Origin of the sequence: Lysinibacillus sp. NPDC056232 (genome assembly GCF_042267565.1) — a bacterium.
Lineage (GTDB): Bacteria > Bacillota > Bacilli > Bacillales_A > Planococcaceae > Lysinibacillus.
On the sequence record NZ_JBHJTF010000034.1, the window covers coordinates 1 to 19,603 of the forward strand.

16 protein-coding genes and 2 pseudogenes are annotated in these 19,603 nt (G+C 35.4%); 12 read left to right on the forward strand and 6 right to left on the reverse strand.

Annotation, left to right across the window (positions count from 1 at the left end):
• Positions 1-193 precede the first annotated feature (193 nt).
• From ACFCYJ_RS20570 to ACFCYJ_RS20580, 3 genes and pseudogenes are all read left to right on the forward strand, one after another.
• Positions 194-465 (forward strand): annotated as a pseudogene (locus ACFCYJ_RS20570) (cupin domain-containing protein); the annotation flags it as partial.
• 85 nt (positions 466-550) lie between these two features.
• Positions 551-1,234 (forward strand): VOC family protein, encoded by a 684-nt coding sequence (locus tag ACFCYJ_RS20575; protein WP_376076439.1) that lies wholly within the window; start codon positions 551-553, stop codon positions 1,232-1,234.
• Between the two features lie 251 nt (positions 1,235-1,485).
• Positions 1,486-2,478, forward strand: coding sequence for a zinc-dependent alcohol dehydrogenase family protein (locus ACFCYJ_RS20580; protein ID WP_376076441.1), 993 nt, complete (start codon positions 1,486-1,488; stop codon positions 2,476-2,478).
• Between the two features lie 82 nt (positions 2,479-2,560).
• Here ACFCYJ_RS20580 and ACFCYJ_RS20585 read toward each other — a convergent pair whose 3' ends face one another.
• Positions 2,561-3,556, reverse strand: coding sequence for a PLP-dependent cysteine synthase family protein (locus tag ACFCYJ_RS20585; protein WP_376076443.1), 996 nt, complete (start codon positions 3,554-3,556; stop codon positions 2,561-2,563).
• A gap of 435 nt (positions 3,557-3,991) precedes the next feature.
• On the opposite strand from ACFCYJ_RS20585, the gene ACFCYJ_RS20590 reads away from it, so the two are divergent.
• Entirely contained in the window at positions 3,992-5,437 is a 1,446-nt protein-coding gene (locus ACFCYJ_RS20590) for a DEAD/DEAH box helicase (RefSeq protein WP_376076445.1), read from the forward strand.
• Positions 5,438-5,620: 183 nt separating this feature from the next.
• On the opposite strand, the gene ACFCYJ_RS20595 is transcribed toward ACFCYJ_RS20590, so the two are convergent.
• Positions 5,621-5,965: a pyridoxal-phosphate dependent enzyme gene (locus ACFCYJ_RS20595; RefSeq protein WP_376076447.1), complete on the reverse strand. Its 345-nt coding sequence runs from the start codon at positions 5,963-5,965 to the stop codon at positions 5,621-5,623.
• Positions 5,966-6,343: 378 nt separating this feature from the next.
• Here ACFCYJ_RS20595 and ACFCYJ_RS20600 point away from each other — a divergent pair, with 378 nt between their 5' ends.
• The 5 genes from ACFCYJ_RS20600 to ACFCYJ_RS20620 all read left to right on the forward strand — a co-directional run bounded on the left by ACFCYJ_RS20600 (position 6,344) and on the right by ACFCYJ_RS20620 (position 8,994).
• Positions 6,344-7,102, forward strand: a complete 759-nt coding sequence (locus tag ACFCYJ_RS20600; protein ID WP_376076449.1) for a formate/nitrite transporter family protein — start codon at positions 6,344-6,346, stop codon at positions 7,100-7,102.
• Between the two features lie 318 nt (positions 7,103-7,420).
• Positions 7,421-7,789: a hypothetical protein gene (locus tag ACFCYJ_RS20605; RefSeq protein WP_376076453.1), complete on the forward strand. Its 369-nt coding sequence runs from the start codon at positions 7,421-7,423 to the stop codon at positions 7,787-7,789.
• A gap of 101 nt (positions 7,790-7,890) precedes the next feature.
• Complete coding sequence (locus ACFCYJ_RS20610; RefSeq protein ID WP_376076456.1) at positions 7,891-8,316, forward strand: GatB/YqeY domain-containing protein; 426 nt, start codon at positions 7,891-7,893, stop codon at positions 8,314-8,316.
• A gap of 190 nt (positions 8,317-8,506) precedes the next feature.
• Complete coding sequence (locus tag ACFCYJ_RS20615) at positions 8,507-8,749, forward strand: Rossmann-fold NAD(P)-binding domain-containing protein (protein ID WP_376076458.1); 243 nt, start codon at positions 8,507-8,509, stop codon at positions 8,747-8,749.
• Positions 8,750-8,862: 113 nt separating this feature from the next.
• The gene (locus tag ACFCYJ_RS20620; RefSeq protein ID WP_376076460.1) at positions 8,863-8,994 is read left to right on the forward strand and encodes a hypothetical protein; all 132 of its coding nucleotides are present in this window, start codon (positions 8,863-8,865) and stop codon (positions 8,992-8,994) included.
• Positions 8,995-9,306: 312 nt separating this feature from the next.
• On the opposite strand, the gene ACFCYJ_RS20625 is transcribed toward ACFCYJ_RS20620, so the two are convergent.
• The 3 genes and pseudogenes from ACFCYJ_RS20625 to ACFCYJ_RS20635 form a co-directional block, all read right to left on the reverse strand.
• Positions 9,307-11,004: a methyl-accepting chemotaxis protein gene (locus ACFCYJ_RS20625; protein ID WP_376076463.1), complete on the reverse strand. Its 1,698-nt coding sequence runs from the start codon at positions 11,002-11,004 to the stop codon at positions 9,307-9,309.
• Positions 10,982-12,631 carry a pyridoxal phosphate-dependent decarboxylase family protein gene (locus tag ACFCYJ_RS20630; RefSeq protein WP_376076465.1) on the reverse strand — a complete coding sequence of 550 codons (1,650 nt, stop codon included), beginning with the start codon at positions 12,629-12,631 and terminating at the stop codon, positions 10,982-10,984. Before ACFCYJ_RS20630 ends, ACFCYJ_RS20625 begins: the two co-directional genes overlap by 23 nt.
• A 525-nt stretch (positions 12,632-13,156) precedes the next feature.
• Positions 13,157-13,854: pseudogene (locus ACFCYJ_RS20635) on the reverse strand (polysaccharide deacetylase family protein); the annotation flags it as partial.
• A 64-nt stretch (positions 13,855-13,918) separates the two neighbouring features.
• On the opposite strand from ACFCYJ_RS20635, the gene ACFCYJ_RS20640 reads away from it, so the two are divergent.
• The 3 genes from ACFCYJ_RS20640 (at position 13,919) to chrA (ending at position 17,621) form a co-directional block, all read left to right on the forward strand.
• Positions 13,919-15,109 carry a DHH family phosphoesterase gene (locus tag ACFCYJ_RS20640; RefSeq protein WP_376076467.1) on the forward strand — a complete coding sequence of 397 codons (1,191 nt, stop codon included), beginning with the start codon at positions 13,919-13,921 and terminating at the stop codon, positions 15,107-15,109.
• A gap of 402 nt (positions 15,110-15,511) precedes the next feature.
• Positions 15,512-16,357, forward strand: coding sequence for a DUF4179 domain-containing protein (locus ACFCYJ_RS20645; protein ID WP_376076469.1), 846 nt, complete (start codon positions 15,512-15,514; stop codon positions 16,355-16,357).
• A gap of 103 nt (positions 16,358-16,460) precedes the next feature.
• On the forward strand, positions 16,461-17,621 hold the full coding sequence (chrA, locus tag ACFCYJ_RS20650) for a chromate efflux transporter (RefSeq protein WP_376076471.1): 1,161 nt from the start codon (positions 16,461-16,463) through the stop codon (positions 17,619-17,621).
• 57 nt (positions 17,622-17,678) lie between these two features.
• Here chrA and ACFCYJ_RS20655 read toward each other — a convergent pair whose 3' ends face one another.
• The gene (locus ACFCYJ_RS20655) at positions 17,679-19,361 is read right to left on the reverse strand and encodes a sigma-54 interaction domain-containing protein (protein ID WP_376076474.1); all 1,683 of its coding nucleotides are present in this window, start codon (positions 19,359-19,361) and stop codon (positions 17,679-17,681) included.
• Positions 19,362-19,603: the final 242 nt, after the last annotated feature.

Genomic DNA, 19,603 nt, shown 5'->3' on the forward strand with positions numbered 1-19,603 from the left:
AATATCCTTTTGCCATGTATCTATAAGTAACTTGAGTTCTATAACAAAACAATCTTTCTTCCCTTTCGTCATTACCCGTCACTCCTTTCTTTTTTGATTATTCACAATATACAACATAAACATATGTTCTATAAAGAAAAAGCACTTCATTCCTCTCACCTCTGAAGAAGTGGGCTTCCTGAAGCTCAATTCTGTGAAGAATAAAGATCTTCGTATTATTCATGAGCGTATGGCTGCTAAAACAGTTGAGGTTAATCATTATCAGCATCATGCACAACAATTTTTTTTGTGCTATCTGGAACAGCAACAATCGATATCGACGGAGAACGAATTGTATTACAAAAAAATGAAGGAATTGAAGTGCCGCCCCTTAAATCACATCAGATGCGTAATGATTCAGGGGAAGAGGTAGAGTTTTTGGTCATTTCACAATCAAATAGTAGGGGAGATCGTATCCAACTATAAAGGTATTTTCATTCTTTTGCATGAGGTATGTATTTATTTTAGTAAGTATAGTAAAAGCTAACAATTGCAAAGGAGATGTTTTACGATGAAGATTACAAAGGTGAAACTATATGTGTATGATGTACATAAAATGAAGGAATTTTACTGCAATCATTTAGGATTTACATTAATAAAGAATACAAATAATTTTTTTGATATAGCTGTTGGCGAAAGTATTATCACTTTTGAAAAAATACCGTATTTGGTAAAAAAACAATATCATTTTGCGTTAAATATTCCATGTAATTTATTTAAACAAGCGAAAAGCTGGGTAAAAGAATATGCAGAATTATTATTTTCGGAGGGACAGGATGAAGTATATTTTGATACATTAAAGGCTCATTCTTGTTATTTTTATGATCCAGAAGGAAATATTATTGAGCTCATTTCAAGACAGGAAGTAAATCCAAAACAGGATGTAGAGTCTTTTTCACCCGAGCATATATTAAATATTGCCGAAATAAATTTAACGACGGATGCTATTTATTCAGTAGCCGATAGTTTAAAAGAATACTGTATAACTCCAATGAATCATAAGGAAATTCACTCAAATGCTCTCACGTTTATGGGGAATTATGAGGATGGCGCAAATTTACTTTTAGGACCAAGTGAACGTGTTTGGTATTTTTCTAACAAAAAAGCAATTGTTAGTCCTATTAAGATAGAAATCAATAAAAACCTACAACTATGCATGACAGAAGATGGCGATTTTACCATTTCACAGCTTTAAAAACACCATCAGACCATTAAGTCTCCTTATAATTATCATTGAATAAAAAACATATTGTATATTTATTCGAAAAGTAATTAGGGGAATATTTACTATTCGCGATAGCAAAGAAATTAAGCGGGAGAAAAGCAGCTCATATAATCCCGATTGGTGAAAATTAATAATCGGTGAGGATGAAGAAAGCTCCCCTGAAGGTTTTATTTTGGAGTAGTTGAAAAAATGCTATTAATCAATCATAAGGAGTTAATTTTTTGAAAGCAAAAAGCATTAAGTTATATGAATTTGGAAGTCCACGAGAGGTTTTGAAGTTCGAAAATAAAACGATTCAACCTCCTCAAGAGCAGGAAATTCTTGTTCAAATGTTGACACGACCTATTAACCCTTCTGATTTAATACCAATATGGGGGAGTTATGCTCATCGAATTTCTTTACCAACTATTCCTGGCTATGAAGGGGTCGGTATTGTAGAGGATGTAGGTCCATATGTTTCTCAAAATCTTATCGGAAAGCGTGTATTACCTTTACGAGGAGAAGGAACTTGGCAGGAGATTGTAAAAACAAGCGCAGAATTTGCAGTGCCTATTCCAGATTCTATAGATGATTTTACTGCAGCACAAATGTATATCAACCCAATGACAGCTTGGGTAACTTGTACGGATATATTACAATTGCAGCCAAATGATGTTTTATTAGTGAATGCTTGTGGGTCTGCAATTGGACATATATTTGCTCAGCTAGCAAAATTGTTAGGTTTTCAACTAATCGCGGTAACGAGAAATAATAGACATACGGACGATTTAATTCAGCTTGGCGCTTCCTATGTAATAGATACTTCAAAAGCACCGCTCTATGAGACAGTAATGGAACTAACAAATGGTAGAGGTGCTGATGCTGCTATTGATTCTATTGGAGGGGCAGCAGGCAATGATCTTGCTTTCTGCCTGAAATCTGGAGGGGATTTTTTAGCTATTGGTCTTTTATCAGGTGTACAAGTGAATTGGCAGAAAATCGTTAAAGAGGCAAATGTAAAGGCAAATATGTTCCATTTGCGTCATTGGAATAAGCAAGTATCGGTAGAAAGATGGCAAGATACATTTCATCACTTAATCCATTTAGTTAATAGTGGTAAGTTAAAAATGATGGCGTTTGATTCTCATTATGATTTGTTAGACATTAAAAACGCGATAACGGCCGTTGAATCGTCTAAAAATACTAAAGGAAAGATTTTTTTAACAAGTTATTAATATGAACGAAGGGTAATTTATTTTACCCTTCGTTTTTATAGTGTGTCTATGCAAGTGCGCTACTCTTAACTAACGCTTTTTTCTAAAATAAATCTGTTGATAAATATCGCAGACCAGTATCAGGTAGGATAACGACAATTCGTTTTCCTCTGTTCTCTGCACGTTTTGCAAGAGCTGTGGCGGCAAATAAAGCAGCACCTGATGAAGTACCTACTAATATACCATCTGATTTAGCAACTGCGCGTGCCGCCTCATAAGCTTGTGCAGTTTCTACCTCCAGTACTTCATCAATTATTTCTAAATGAACATTCGATGGTACACGAGCCTCGTCTGCATCGGAGAAGCGGTGAACACCTGTGATTTCAATGATATCTGGATTATCAACTGTTGCAATGGAATTAACAGCAGGCTCTACACCAATGATCTGGATATTTGGATTTTTAGATTTTAAGTATGCACCAGCACCACTTATCGTACCACCTGTGCCGATTGTTGCCACAAAGATATCAATATGTCCGTCTGTATCCTCCCAAATTTCAGGACCAGTGGTTAACTTATGAACATTTGGATTGGCATCATTATCAAACTGATTTAAAAACACAACATTTTCTTCTTGTTCAACGACCGTTTCTCGAAATACTTTAATCGTTTCAACAAAGTCACCCTCTGTTTCCTCAAAGGCAGCTACCATTTCTGGAACATCTGAAAAAGGGACAACCTCCGTGCCGTATGCCTTTATAACTTTCGTACGCTCTTCACTAACTCCATCCTGCATGTAAATTCGAAGCTTATAGCCTTTTGTAGCTGCAATTGCTGCTAGACCAATACCAGTATTGCCACTTGTTGTTTCGATTATTGTTTTATCCTTTGTCAATACACCACGAGCTTCAGCATCCTCGATCATCGCTTTTGCAACACGATCCTTTACACTGTTAGCAGGATTTAAATATTCTAGCTTTACGATAATTTCGGCTTCTAGCTGTTGCTCCTTTATATACTGATTTAATGCTAATAGTGGTGTATGACCGATTAATTCTGTAATAGATTGTTTGATCTTATTCGTTACAATTTGACCCATCTCAATCAACCCCTTATCTTTTGCCTACTTAACAAACTTGTTTTATAGGAATTGGTGGAATCGTATCACGAAAAATCCTTATAAGCAATAAAATTCCAGATAGAAAGATTGAATATAGTAATAGAAAAAAATAATTAATTAAATTTGCTAATACAACATCCTTCTTTTATGAATAGGTAACATGTAAGTGCACTATATACATGTCATGATCTATCTATTCATAATGCAAGGGCTGGATCATTCCATCTGTTCAAATTGTAAATGTTTTCGCAGGAGAATGTCTGAGAAAGCCTAATGGATAGGTAAACTGATAATTCGGTAAGTTGCAACAACTCCGAGAGTAGTTATTATTCACTTTCGTATGTATAATGGGAGTCTATGTTAGGTAATTATCTTTCAATAGTAAAAATAATTGAACATAAATGAGGCTTAATGATGAGTAAAAAAAGGTTTAAAGATTATGAATTAAGTAATGAAATAATAATGGCACTGGATAGCTTAGGATATGAACAACCAACAGAAGTTCAGAGTAAGGTCATTCCGTTAGCATTAGCAAAAACAGATCTTGTTGTAAAATCACAAACAGGTAGTGGGAAAACTGCATCTTACGGGATTCCAATTTGCGAAGCCATTGATTGGCTAGAAAACAAACCGCAAGCCTTAGTGTTAACTCCGACAAGGGAGCTTGCTGTTCAAGTAAAAGAGGATTTTACGAATATTGGTAGACTGAAGCGCATTAAAGCAACAGCGGTTTATGGAAAACAGCCGATCGCCATTCAAAAAACAGAGCTAAAGCAAAAAACACATGTTGTTGTTGGTACGCCGGGACGCATGTTAGATCATATTGAAAGAGGCACGCTTGTCTTAGACAAAATACGTTATCTTGTCATTGATGAGGCGGACGAAATGTTGAATATGGGGTTCATAGAACAAGTCGAAGCCATTATTAAACAAGTGCCTCAAAATCGTGTGACGATGTTATTTTCAGCTACGTTGCCAGAGAAGGTAAAAGACTTAGCTCTTAAATATATGAAAACACCTACTGATGTAGAAATTCAAGCTACGGGATTAACAACAGATAAAATTGATCATTCCCTTTACGTAGTGGATGAAGAACTAAAACTATCCCTGCTGCGCAAAGTTACGATTGTTGAAAATCCAGATAGCTGTATCATTTTTTGCCGCACAAAGGATAGAGTCGATACGTTATGTGAGCAGTTAATCAATTTCGGATATAGCTGTGATAAAATTCATGGCGGTATGATACAGGATGTACGACTTGAAGTGATGAATGATTTTAAAAGAGGCGATTTTAGATATTTAGTTGCCACAGACGTAGCGGCTCGAGGGATTGATATTGATAATATCACACATGTCATTAACTATGATCTGCCATTAGAAAAAGAAAGTTACGTCCATCGTACGGGAAGAACTGGACGAGCAGGTTTAAAAGGGAAAGCAATTACGCTTGTAACGCCGTTTGAAGATCGTTTTTTAAGTGAAATTGAAGACTATATTGGTTTTAAAATTCCAAATAAAGTAGTGCCAACTGAAGAAGATGCTTTAAAAAAGAAAGCAGCTTTTGAAGCGAAAATGGATATTGAACCAACCCTGAAAAAGGCGAAAAGTGAAAAGCTGAACGAGCAAATCATGAAGCTATATTTTAATGGTGGTAAGAAAAAGAAGCTAAGAGCTGTAGATTTCGTCGGGACGATTGCCAAAATCGATGGTGTAACAGTCGAGGATATAGGCATTATTACCATTACAGATGCTTTTACTTATGTAGAAATATTAAATGATAAAGGCCCGATTGTTTTAAAAAACATGAAGAAAACAACAATCAAAGGTAAGTTATTGAAAGTATATGAAGCCAATAAGTAGTAAGCGGTAAGCTTTGATAGAGTTGAGGGTCAAGTGGAAAAGGTGCTTGCCTTTATATTGAAGTTAGTATAAAAAAACAGCCAGTTCGCGGTATTTCACCGGGGACTGGCTGTTTTGAGTGCGCCGATGACATGCGTGCCTTTTGAGAGTGCGGCTTCAATGATCGTACGTGATGTATACCAGCTATCGCACAATAAATACGAGCTTATAGCCTTTTGTAGCTGCAATTGCTGCTAGACCAATGCCAGTATTGCCACTTGTTGTTTCGATTATTGTTTTATCCTTTGTCAATACACCACGAGCTTCAGCATCCTCGATCATCGCTTTTGCAACACGATCCTTTACACTGTTAGCAGGATTTAAATATTCTAGCTTTACGATAATTTCGGCTTCTAGCTGTTGCTCCTTTATATACTGACTTAACTTACTTGTTTGAATTGATGGAATCGTATCATGATAAATCCAGATAAGCAATAAAATGACTGATAGAAAGATTGAATCTAATGATAGAAAAAAATAATGGATCAATCTACAAATAAATTTTTCCTTGGAGCAATGGGAGAAATATGGATTATTATTGACAATGCGTCTATGCGAAAGCAAGTAGTCTGTAACACAAATTGCCATCTTCTCAGAAAGAAATTCCAGCATTATATTTAGATTTACTATTCCTATTTAATTCAAATGAACTAATAGAAGTCCTAAAGAAATCTTTAAAGTGCATAAATATATGTTAATTTGGAGGGATTTACTTTAAATTTGTTAATTAACGATATTTTGGAATAATATTTGTTAAAATATAACCCTTATATAAAAGTTGGTTAGAGTGGAAACTAGGTGACTACTTGAGATCAATGTTAAAAATGAGCTATTAAATTAGCTTGATGTTGTTTGGGAGATGAAAGTATGAAAGAAACAATTTCTTCAGTTTGTATAACAGCTGAAACAAAAATTAACATGATGAAGCAGAAGCCGGCTAATTATTTATTGTTAGCTATTTTTGGTGGACTTTTTATCGGGTTTGGAATTTTGCTCATCACTACTATTGGAGGCTTATTAAGCCCAACTGAAGTACCAAGTATGAAAATCTTACAAGGATTAGCATTTGGTGTGGCACTTAGTATGGTCATGATGGCTGGGGCCAATTTATTTACCGGTGATAATCTAGTGTTAACGGTTAGTACACTATCAAAAAAATCATCGCCATTAGAGATGTTGGGCATTTGGACGTTTAGTTACATAGGAAACTTCTTTGGGTCTCTTTTAGCAGCCGCATTATTTTTTTACTCGGGGCTAGCAGGTGGAGACATAGCAGCTTACATTGAAAAACTAGCTACAGCTAAGATGAGTGGTAGTTTCGTTGAACTTTTATGTCGAGGTATTTTATGTAATTTGCTTGTATGCTTGGCCGTATGGTGTACCTATAAATTGAAAACAGAGACTGGGAAATTAGTGATGATTTTCTGCTGTATTTTCCCTTTTGTCACAATTGGATTTGAGCACTGTATTGCAAATATGACATTGTTTTCCCTTGCTCTCTTCATACCTCATGGTGAACTAGTATCGTTTGGTGGAGCCGTTTCAAATTTATTACCTGTAACACTTGGTAATATTATTGGTGGAGCCGTTATTGGTTTTGTTTATTGGGTAAATGGCAGAGATTAATAAATCGCTGAATATTGCTAAAGTAGTCAGTTTAATTCCTTAATTGGAATTAATTAAAGCGCGCTATGGCAATTTGAGAAGTGATTGTAAAGACCTGTTTACACATACAGGAATATAATGCGATGCAATTATAGCAAGTGAAAGTAATGGATGAATACTTGACAAATTCTATCTCTTAATACTTTGACTTTAAGATAAATCGTAGTTAGAATGACAAGTAGAGTTGCTTATGTAACTCTACTTATTTGTGTTTATGAGATAATTGCTGTGAAATTAATAGATAATGTAATGAATATAAAAGAGCGGAGGAACTCAAAAATGGAACAAGAAGTCAACCAACATACGATTCTTCAAGCAATTTTAGAGCTTTCGAAGCAAATGCAAGATATGAAATCGGATCTTCAACAACAAATCGAAGCAGTTGAGAAGCGATTAGAAGAAAAAATCGAAGCAGTTGAGAAGAGATTAGAAGAAAAAATCGAAGCAGTTGAGAAAAGATTAGAAGGAAAAATCGAAGTAGTTGAAAAGAGATTAGAAGAAAACAACGAAGCATTGGAAAAAAGATTAGACAAAGTTGAACAAAATTTAAGTCGAAAAATTGATCTTGTAGATGCGAAATTTGATATTTTATCATCGGATTTAATAACGACAAAAGCTGAAGTATCGATGCTTAAACAAGCAAAATAGTATCAATTATGCCTCGGCAATTCCGTGACACACGCTACCGTATCCCTTAAGGTTACGGTATTTTTTTATGGTATAATAAAGGTCACAAAGGAGTGAAAGCATTGTTAAAAACAGAGGTATTTGAACAATTAAAAAAGGCAATGAAAGAAAAGGATGTATTAGCAAAAGGTGTATTATCGCTTTTGAAATCTGCTCTAGATTTAGCTGAAAAAGAAAAGGGAGAAGCTTTATCAGCTGAAGAGGAAATGGCTATTATAAATCGTGAAGTCAAGCAAACAAATCAGGCACTAGAGGGTGCTCAAAATGCAGGACGAGCTGACTTAATTGAAAAAGAGGAAGCGAAATTAGTTCTTCTAAAATCATTTTTACCAGAGCAATTAACTGAAGAAGAAATTGCAGAAAAACTTGTGGCAGCTGGCGTTGTAAAAGGGATGAACATGGGGGAAGCGATGAAAATTGCAAAACCTTTGTTAACTGGTCAGGCTGAAGGCGCTGTTATTTCAAAAGTTGCGAAGGGCCTAATTTAATGTTGGTAGAAACAACCTCCTACTCTTAAGTAGTAAGGGGTTGTTTTTTAAGCTACTTTATTTTTTGCTGTTGTTGCATTTCCCTGATTTGTATGGACCAAATGCAGAGAGAATTTCTTATACAGTTGATGGCGCAATGGCTATGGTTGAGCTTGTTTTATGAGACGACACATATAATCAGAATTGGAACGTGCCAGCTGTTCAGCCAATTGCAGGGGAAGAACTAGTGGGAATTTCACGTGAAATTACAGGCTACAAAAAGGGTGTTCGTACAGTTTCTAAAGGCATGATCCGACTAATTGGAATATTTACTTCTTCTATGAAAGAAGTAGTTGAAATCTTGTGTTTAATAGAAGAACCGGTCATTTTAAGTGGGAAAAAATTTGAAAAGGAAATAGGCGCTTTGCCGAGTACTTCATATAAAGTGGGTTAGAAGAAACGATTGCATGGATGAACAAGAGAGCACTAAAAAACATTTAACTTCTTTCAGCAAATGTTTTCTGTAGCGAAAGTGAAACGTCAGCTACAAATGTTTTTATAGCGAAAGTGAAACGTCAGCTACAAATGTTTTTTGTAGCGAAAGTAAAGCGACAGGTACAGAAGTCTCGCACCTCTATAGATGGTGAGATGAATGGCGGATTTAAGCTGCTTTTCAGCGGGTATCCAAACACCCGCTGAAATAGAGGAACTCAGTCTAAGACACGTTGCTGCCGCTACGTTAGCACTACGCTTTCGCACAAAAAAGACCTGCCGTTGTCGCTACGCTTTCGCGCAAAAAACATCTGCCGCTGCCGCTACGCTTTCGCGCAAAAAAGACCTGCCGCTGTCGCTACGCTTTCGTGCAAAAAACATCTGCAGGCCTAACCACAAAGCCGATTCCAGACGCAATTATGCCGAGGCATAATTGATGGGTCAATGAAAAAATCCGCATAAACTTCTGTTGATAAAAACTTACCTACAGAAAGTATAGCGGATTTTTTTATTAGTTCCTTATAGCTGGAATTTTTGTATGATATTACGAAGTTGCTGTGCCATCTCAGCTAAATTATTTGAAGACGCAGTAATTTCCTCAATACTAGCTGATTGTTCTTCAGAAGCAGCAGCCACATTTTGAATGTTTCCAGATGATTGAACGGCTATTACACCAACTGTCTCTACAGAAATGGCAATGCTGCTAACCCCATCGTTAATATTTGAAATGATATTATTGACATAATCCATTTCTTGAGTTAGTGAAGTAACATGCGAATATATATCTTTAAAAGCTTCACCTGATTCATTAAAGGTAGTAGAGCTTTCTGCAAGATTACTACTACTAATTTCCATAGATTTTACAGCTTGCACAGACTCTTCTTTAATAGTTTCAATACGTGTTCGAATACTATTCGTCGCTGCTAAAGATTGGTCTGCAAGTTTACGCACTTCTTCAGCTACAACTGCAAAGCCTTTACCATGCTCACCAGCACGTGCTGCTTCAATAGATGCATTTAAAGCGAGTAAATTTGTTTGATCCGTAATCTCATTAATTAAGGTTACAATGTCGCCGATCTCATTTGAGTATGTGCTTAAACGTTTCACAACTTCCGAAGTCTCTTGAATAGCATTAGATGTTATGGCCATCTTTTCTGTAGCACTTTGAATTGTTGTATTGCCTTTTTCTGAAATAGAAGATGCACTAGATGCTTTAGCAGTGACATCATTAACGCTCGATACAACTTCTGACATTTTTGTGGAGATTGTCGTAATATGATTTTCTACTTCTTCAATAGAGGAAGTTTGTTTTTCTGATCCTGAAGCTACTTCTTGCATTGAAGATGTAATTTGTTGAATAGATGCACTTGTTTGCTCAGAGCCTGCCGATAACTCTTCAGACATAGCAGCTACTTGCTCAGCATTCTCAGCAATTTGCTGAATAAGAGAGCGTAAATCTGCTGTCATATTTTCAATGCCTGAAGAGAGCTGTGCAATTTCATTAGAACCCTTTATTTGAAGTGGTTCAACAGCTAATTCTCCTTGTGCCACCTTACCAACATAGCTAGTCATATTTTTAATCGGTTTTATAATGCCTTTGCTAATGATATAAGCCACAATAATACCGAAAATCAAAAACATCACGGTCATGATAATACAAATCCAAAGAGTCTCTGTTTGAAGTTTAGAAATGAAGGAAGCGTCCATATCTAAACCAAAAAGAATATCAGTATCTTTAAATGGTATAAAAATCGATTTATGAATACCGTATTCATCTTTATAAATATCACTAGATTGAATGGTTCCAGTATTTAGCGCTTCATGCATGTCCTGACTAAAAACATAGTCCTCTTGATACTCGACTTTATTACTTAATGCCACAATATGTTCTTTGCCATTTGCACGTGAAAGAACGTAAGCATTTTCAATGTCATACTCTTTAAGTGTATCATTTAATTCATTTAATATTTCATCATATTTATCCTTATCGCCATCATCTGCAGCTTTGACGTCATTTTTGTCTATATCATTAAAAATTGTATGAGATATAACCTCTAATGATGACTCAAATTGTGTAATAACATTATTATCGATAATCCGATAAGATGTAACAAATAATACGATACTAAATATTACTGAAATAATAGCAATTGGAATAGTAAAACTCGCAATATATTTATAGAGTAAAGAGCTCTTAAATTTTTTGACTATACTCAACTTTAGCAGCCTCCAATACTTTTACCTTTTGTTGTAAGAAATGAACCATATCACTAATATGTTCTGTCTCTGTATAAGGAGAAATTGAGAAGAATTTTGCAGCTGCGACTGGAATTTGTTGTGTTGTATCGCTAGTGCTGACAGTGCAAACACGTGTCGTATCACCGAAAAATACTTCATCTCGACCTTCTCCTATAATTTCAAATAAAGAAGCGTTAAGGCCATTAATATATTCAATCTGATCTTGTGTATAGCTACCTGACTGTTCAGATTTCCAATTAAAGCCTTCAGGATACAAACGAAAGGCTGTAACTGGTCCAATATTAGACTCATTGACTACTTGAAGCATTGGAGTCTTCTCAGCTAACTGCGCACGGAACGCTAAATTTACACGCACATAATTTGCTAATATTTGTTGGTAGCCTTCTTTACCAAACGCCTGTAATGCAGCATAAATAGCAATTGAACTACCCATACGAGAGCACTCTAATGTATAGCCTGTATGATAAGAACCATAGCCTCGATTGCCAACATAAGGTGTGTCGAAGTCCTCAATGTCTAATAACTGTAGGTGTTTTCCTTCTTTTATTAGGAATAAGCTTGTTAAATACGGTGTTTGACCAAGCTTTTGGAAGTCGAAGCAAAGGCTATCTGCAATAGGTAGATATTGCATACGTTCTTTAATTTGTTCTAGTGCTTGTAAAACATCATTCTCTAACTGAAGTGGATTTACCTTAAAATCATAATCGTTGAAAAATGCGTAAAAACCACCTAACGCTGAATCAGCGTGAATATGTATAGGTTTTAAGGAATGTTTTTGTTCAAGGTCAGTTGTAACTTTTTTAATTGCTTGTACATCATCAATGGCAAATTGATCTGTAGCGCCTGTAGTAGCAACTACATACACTGGAATACCACCATTTTCAATAACCTCAGTCATACGCATACGTAAATCATCAATATCCATTGAATGGTCTTCGCCAGCTTTAATACGAATTAAATGCTTGCTACCGATGCCGACTGCTTCAATTGATTTTAATAAGCTATAATGAGCATTTTCTGAAGCGAAGCAATATAAATTATTTGGTACGCCATCTTCTTTTGCATTAGGGAATTGTTTAGCGATCGCAAGACGAAGCCCACTGAAAACAGCCCCTTGTCCACCCCAAGTTGTGTAACCAAAGCTTTGAGTATAGTCGTAGCCAACTAACTTCGACATCATTGCTACTACCTTTACCTCACATTCTGCGGCAGCTGGTCCGTATACATCCCATAGATTGTTACCATTAAGCAGAGCATTCGTAAATTGACCTAATATACCAGGAATGCTAGCCATTGGTAAAACATTTGTTACAAAGTTGCGTGTATGGTAAGGATGTCCTTGCATCAATTGTGTTAATTCATTCACAACTTGATCAAGTCCGACACCTGAAGTTGGTACTTGATTTTCTTGCATTAACTCTTTATAGAAATTGTCAGAGCGTTCTTCCATCGGTCCAAGAGTTGTTGTTTGTGGGTTTTTTAAATCATCTAATGATGAAACGATTTTCTCCAATAGGGATAAAAAATTCTCTCTTTGTTCGATATTTCCATCTTCACTTTGGAATAATTGCTGGATTTCTTTCATATTCATCATCCTTTTTAGTTCATTTTTCCTCTATTTTTTATTTCATAAAAATAGGTCGTTTTACTAAAATAATAATAACATATTATAACAAAAAATGAATTTATATTTTACCAGAAAATGAATTCCGATATTTCTGAATAGTCAAACTTATTTTGAGGTAAACTGAATTAGAAGGAATATTGTAGTAGATTATTTTTGTGAGTGTTGATTTTAAAGGATTTTCGAGACTCTTTTTTTATGAATTATTGCACAGTTTGTGACAGAGGAGTGCTATGAGGAGGTGAAAATTTTTATGGGAATACTATACGATTATAATTTTTATTTAATTAAAAAGTGCGAATTATCTAATTCTTTGAGACTGTTAATAGGGGGATATATATAAATTATTGATCTACGTTTAGCATAAGAATCTGCATAAATTTTTTGTGTTACTGATGCATGGCGTAAAGAGAATGGCAAATGTTGGGTTGATATCATTTCGTTTTTAATTACTATATCCTGAAAATTAGTCGATTGTTTTCTTTGTAATTTCTTAAGTTCTTCAAAAGTGACGAATGTATAACCTTCTGCAATAAGTGTCTTTAAGATTCCTTCAATCGTTTGTAATTCACTTCCAGTATCATCATACATAGGATGCATTAAGATAATAGAGCCTGGTTGTATATTTTCTTTAACATAATTAATTTTTTCCTTGACCGATGAGTAATACGTATCAGGCTCCAAATTCCACGTAATGTATCGCGATTATTTTTACTTAACTAATAAGGTAAACCAATTAGTTTTTTTCCATATGGCGGTCGAACAGGGGGAGTTTCTATATTGCCGATACTACTAATTAGCTCATCGGTTTTCTCGATTTCATTTTTGTAAAAAGTAGGGCTTTTAAATATCATTCGCCTATGTGAATACGTATGATTTCCAATTTGGTGACCTGCCTGGACAATTTTTTTAGCTTCCTCTGGATTTTCCTCAATTTCCTTCCCAATTAGAAAAAAGGTTGCTTTCGTGTTGTAGTCGTCTAATAAGGATAAAATGGCACTGACATTTTTAGTGGGGCCATCATCAAATGTTAATGCTACAACCTTCTGGTGTGTTTCGACATGTGAAGTAATACTGCCAAACAGTTGGTGGGATCTGGCATTCATGAACGTATATGTACCAAACCCTAAAGCAACAATGAATAATAGGCCAAATCCTAAATAAGTAATTTTCTTTTTTAACATAAACACTCCTAACAATTCCGATAATTTTTTCGATGATAAACCATACTAATTGGGAGGTGAAAAAATGTATAAATTGCTATCGCATAATGATTTAGATGGAATTGGTTGCGGAATTTTAGCCAAACTTGCCTTTCAAGGTCAAGTGAAGGTAAGGTACAATTCGATTTCATCGCTGGATCGAGAAATTGAGTATTTTTTAGACACTAACGAACAAGGTACATTTTTATTTATTACAGACTTATCGCCAAACGAGGAAAATGAAAAGAGATTAAATGATTATTATACCGCAACTGGAAATGTTCAACTTCTTGATCATCATAAAACAGCCTATCATTTGAACGATTATGAATGGGGTAAAGTTTTAATAGAAGATGAAAATGGATATTTGACATCAGCAACGTCCTTATTTTATCAGTATCTTGTTTCACATGGATTTTTAGAACAAACAAATTCCGTCACAGAATTTGTAGAATTAGTGAGACAGTACGATACATGGGAATGGGAAAAGAATGATAATCAACAAGCACGTCGGCTAAACACTCTCTTTTTTTTAGTTTCAATTGATGAATTTGAAGAAAAAATGCTTGAACGTTTAAAGACAAGCGAACACTTTGACTTTGATGAATTTGAAAAGAAAATTTTGAGTATGGAAGAAGAGAAAATAGAACGGTACATCCGCCGAAAAAAACGGGAGCTAGTACAAACATCAATAGGAGAATACTTTACAGGTATAGTGTATGCAGAATCTTATCATTCAGAGCTTGGTAATGAATTGGGGAAAGAAAATGTACACCTTGATTTTATAGCTATATTAAATATGGGTGGCAAAAGAATTTCTTTTCGTACGATTCATGATCACATAGATGTTTCGGCTATTGCAGCAGAATTCGGAGGGGGAGGGCATCAAAAAGCAGCTGGTTGCTCTTTAACAGATGAAGCTTATGAGCAGTATGTGACCCAAACATTTCATATAGCTCCAATACCAGAGGACGCAAAACGAAATCGCTATAATTTTAGGTTTTCTTCTTTTGGGACAATGTATAAAAACCTTAAGGAAGAAATATTCCTTCTATATTCTATAAGTGATTTTGATTGGATCATTGAAAAAAATAAACTTCCGTTAGATCAAATCTTTACAAGTTTTTATGAAGCGGAATGGTTTTTAAAAAGAAATTATCAATCATGGTTAGTGAAAGATGAGTTGTTTGTAGATTATTTAATGGAAGTGGCTAAAAAGGCTCGTCATCAAGAGTAAGGGGTTATAGCTCTTCGGCAAAAAGAGGGGTTGATTTCCGTTCCGACTGGGTGCTTTCCTGGGGGCGTCCGATGAGCAGCTTCGCTTCGCTGCAGGATCTCATCTGTGACGCTGATCCCCAAGGAGTCACCCAGTCTCCACTCCAATCAACCACTTCACATAGCATATATCTTCAGGCATGAGAAATCACTAATTTAATGCGCTGCAACAATCACAAGTATTATCTTGACCATTTTGTTCTTCAAGTTTTGCAACAACATTAAAGGAATATAAATTATTCCTTTAGATACATAGTGAAATCAGCCAAACCTAGACATCGTTAGAGGTTATATAATGTTCAACTAAAAACTACAATAAATAAAAAGGATTTGTGCAGACATACTTTCTTAAAATGAGGTGTACATGATGTCCGATATGCTTCTAGTTGAGAATCAGCAAAAGGGAAATCGAGGACGCAAAATATGGTTTGTTGTAGTATTGCTTTTATTGGTAGCTACTTGTGTCATTGTTTATTATTTTTTGTTTAATAAAGATTCGAATTTTGAAACCTACAAAACAGTTGTCGGTAAAACTACTGAAAATAGTCTCGGACGTTTAACGTTAAATGAAATAATAATTGACGATAACCAAATATTATTGAATGCTACCTTTAAGCCAGGAAAGGACATAAATTTCGACCATCAAATTTTTTTCTTTCCACAGGTTTTTGTGAATGGAAATGAGTTCACGGTTAGAAATGGAGGACAGACAATCAAACAATCTGATAAAACCTATACAATTTATAGTAGTGTGAAATTAAGTGAACTACCAGCGGATAAAACATTGAATTTAGATATACGTTATAACGACTGGAACGGGGAAAAAAAGATTGACGAGCCATGGGAATTTCAAGTAGAAGCTTCACAAAAGCAATTACAAGATGATAGAAAGGTTTTCCCTGTTGAGAAAAAAGTACAGCTGTTAGATGGTCAGGAAATAACAATAGAAAAGGTTGTTTCTACACCAATATCAACAACGATTTACTTTTATTCAGAGAAAAGTTTATTAAATGAGGCGATACATTTTAAAATTCAATCAGCAACAGGGGAATCATGGCCATTTAACGTAGCATATCCTTTGAATGAAGAGTATACGAAGTGGGGTGTCCGCCTCGATGCATTATATTTAACGGGGAAGAGCTATGAGCTCATTCCGATAGCTGCTAATGGAAGTGAGCTTGGTTCTGCTATTAAAATTGGAGATAAATAAAGAAACCTGATTTTTATAGTAAAAACTTTACAATATCTTAAACCAAAAGGATGATTCCCCCATGTAATATGAGTATATATGGAATGGAAAGTAGTTGAAGATATTGCGAAGGTTATGTGAGATTTTTCTAGTTTCGCTTAAATTAGGTTGTACATCTTTTGGGGGTCCAACGGCACATTTAGGGTATTTTCAAAATGAATATGTTCAAAAGCGAAAATGGTTATCTGATCATGACTACAGTCAGCTTGTTGCGCTCAGTCAATTTTTACCTGGGCCAGCATCGAGCCAGGTAGGGATGGGTATTGGCTTATTAAGAGGCGGTTTGTTGGGGAGTATTGTGTCATTTCTTGGTTTTACATTTCCGTCAGTTTTGCTACTTATGGCATTTGCGTATTTTTCTGCATATACAGAGATGCGTATGGGCTGGATTCATGGCTTAAAATTGGTGGCTGTTGCGATTGTTGCGCAAGCTATTTTTGATATGTCAAAAAAATTAATCCCTAGTATTCGCCATTTTATCATCGCTTTATTGGCCCTTATAGTAGTGCTTTTATGGGTCCATCCACTTGCTCAGGTAACTACTATTATTGTTGCTTCTTCTATAGGTTATCTCTTATTAAAGATGACTAATCAAAGAGATGACCCAAAAGAAACGTTGGTCCCTATTTCAAAAATGACTGGTGCATGTTTTTTAGCGCTGTTTGTTATACTGCTTGTTGGTTTACCAATTGTTAGCCCACTTTTTCAATATGAGTGGTTTACGATGATTGAAAAGTTTTATCTATCAGGTGCATTAGTGTTTGGTGGAGGCCATGTCGTATTGCCTTTACTAGAAGCACAATTTGTCCAAAGTGGGTTAATGAGTTCTTCTGAATTTTTAGCAGGATACGGAATGACGCAGGCAGTCCCTGGTCCATTATTTACGTTTGCTTCCTATATAGGTATGGTCATTGCTGGAGTGCCTGGGGCTATTATAGCGACGATAGCGATTTTTTTACCGGCATTTTTGCTTATAGTAGGGGCAATGCCTTTTTGGCTAGCTCTTAATCGTTTTGCTGGATTAAGAGGGGCGATGGCTGGTGCAAATGCAGCAGTTGTTGGAATGTTAGCTGCAGCTTTTATTCATCCAATTGTTACACAGACAATTCAAAATGGACTAGACATCGTAATCGCAGCCCTTTTTTTATGGTGCTTGATGCGTTGGAAAATTCAACCTTATTTACTCGTGCTAACTGGCATTTGTGTAGGAATGGTATGTTATTAAGTACACACACAAAAATCAAAACCGCGTATTGTGGTTTTGATTTTTTTGTGAATTGAATTATATAAACTCTTCTTTCTGAATAGCTAGTTTCTTCATATGATATTGTAGAGATTGACGAGAAATATTTAATTGTTTAGCAGCGGCTGAAATATTTCCGCCACAATGCTTTAAAACTTTGCGGATGTATTGCTCCTCATTTGTATGCATAAGGGCTTTTAGTGGACGTTTATTAGATGGGACGGCTTTCATTGATAGTTTATTTTTTAAATAGCGTGGTAGCATATCTTCTGTAATCCAACTTTCTGAGCTTACTTGAATTACAAGGTTTTCAATCAAATGTTCTAATTCACGAACATTACCAGGCCAATCATAATCTAAAAGTAGCTGGTAGAGCTCAGGTTTTATTGTAATATCTGCTTTCGTGTACTTAAGAACATTTTTATGTAAAAAATGTTGGATAAAGAAAAGTATATCATTTGGTCTTTCACGTAAAGGAGGGATGTATATACTCGAATGTGCGATACGATAAAATAAATCAAGACGCATTCGGCCACCAGCTGTCAGTAGCTCAGGATCTTCGTTGGAAGCACTAATGACTGTACACTCGATAGGAATGAGTGTATTACTCCCTACACGTCTAACAGCTCGTTCTTGTAAAACCCGCATCAATTTAGGTTGAAGTTCTATTGGTAAAGAGTTGATTTCATCAAGAAAAAGTGTGCCATCTTTCGCATATTCAAAAAGCCCTTCTTGATTTGTAGCCCCAGTGAATGCCCCTTTTACAGAGCCAAATAGTGTACTTTCTAGCAGTGTGGATGGGATAGCGGCACAGTTTATTGCTACAAAGGGCTTTGCCACTCGGGGGCTTAAATTATGCATACTCTGTGCAAATAATTCTTTACCTGTACCTGTTTCACCAATAATAAGTGTATCAGTATTATAGCTCGCAATATTTTTAGCCTCAGCAATAGTTTGTAGGAGCTCTGGACTGTTCCCTTTTAAATCTTGAAATGTATAAATTGTGCCATTATTTCTTTTTACAACTTCTGGTACTTCCATAGACTCAAGTTTTGAATCCATCGTTTGACGCAACTGATTACGTAGGCTTGTTTCGGTATGTGTAATAGAAAATACACCTATTGTTTTATTATCCTTTTGAATAGGGAAAGAGCTATAGCCAACAAATTTCGGCTCATTTTCTGAATAGGCATGGGCTCGATATTTCGTATAGATTGGCTTAGCTGTTTTTAAAATATGATTGTGCTCCGATAAGCGACGATCTTGATAGTTGTAAGCATTCCAAAGTTTCTTTCCAATCATGTCTTCCTTGTTATGTTCCTCCATCTTAGCAAGTGCCTCATTGTAATAAACAATATCCCCATATTCGTTACTGACAATAATCCCTTCATCTAAATGTTCTATAATTTCTTCTAATACAAAAACTTTATTTTGTAATGAGTGCTGAAAATCAACTAAATTTTCCACTAAAACAAAATAATATTGTTCTGTAAAATAGAAGGGTTCAATAGTAAAAGATAAATGCTGCTCCTGAGTTAATAGCTGTTGTGGGTGATGAAATAACGTGACGTCTATGTCAGCGATTGTATCTATAGGCATATTCTTTTTTAAATCTAACGAAATACTATCGTTGAGATGCCACCAAATCACTTGAAATGAACTATCTAATGTAATGATATTAGTTCCCAATATAGTTGCAAAGCGTCTTAATTCCTCGTTCACACAAAAAACCTTCTTTCACATTATTTTGCATGCAAAAAATTTCTGCTTTTGTCATAAATCGTACCATATATGTTTACCGAATAGTATGAATATACAGAAAAAACGGTTGGTGCAAAATTTATCTGCGCATTTTAAGATTTTTAACGTCTCTCTCTATTTTCGGAATTCATTTCATAAACACTATCCTTATCGCTTTTCATAAGAATATTTATAGGATTTTTAAAAGTTGGCATGCTATTTGC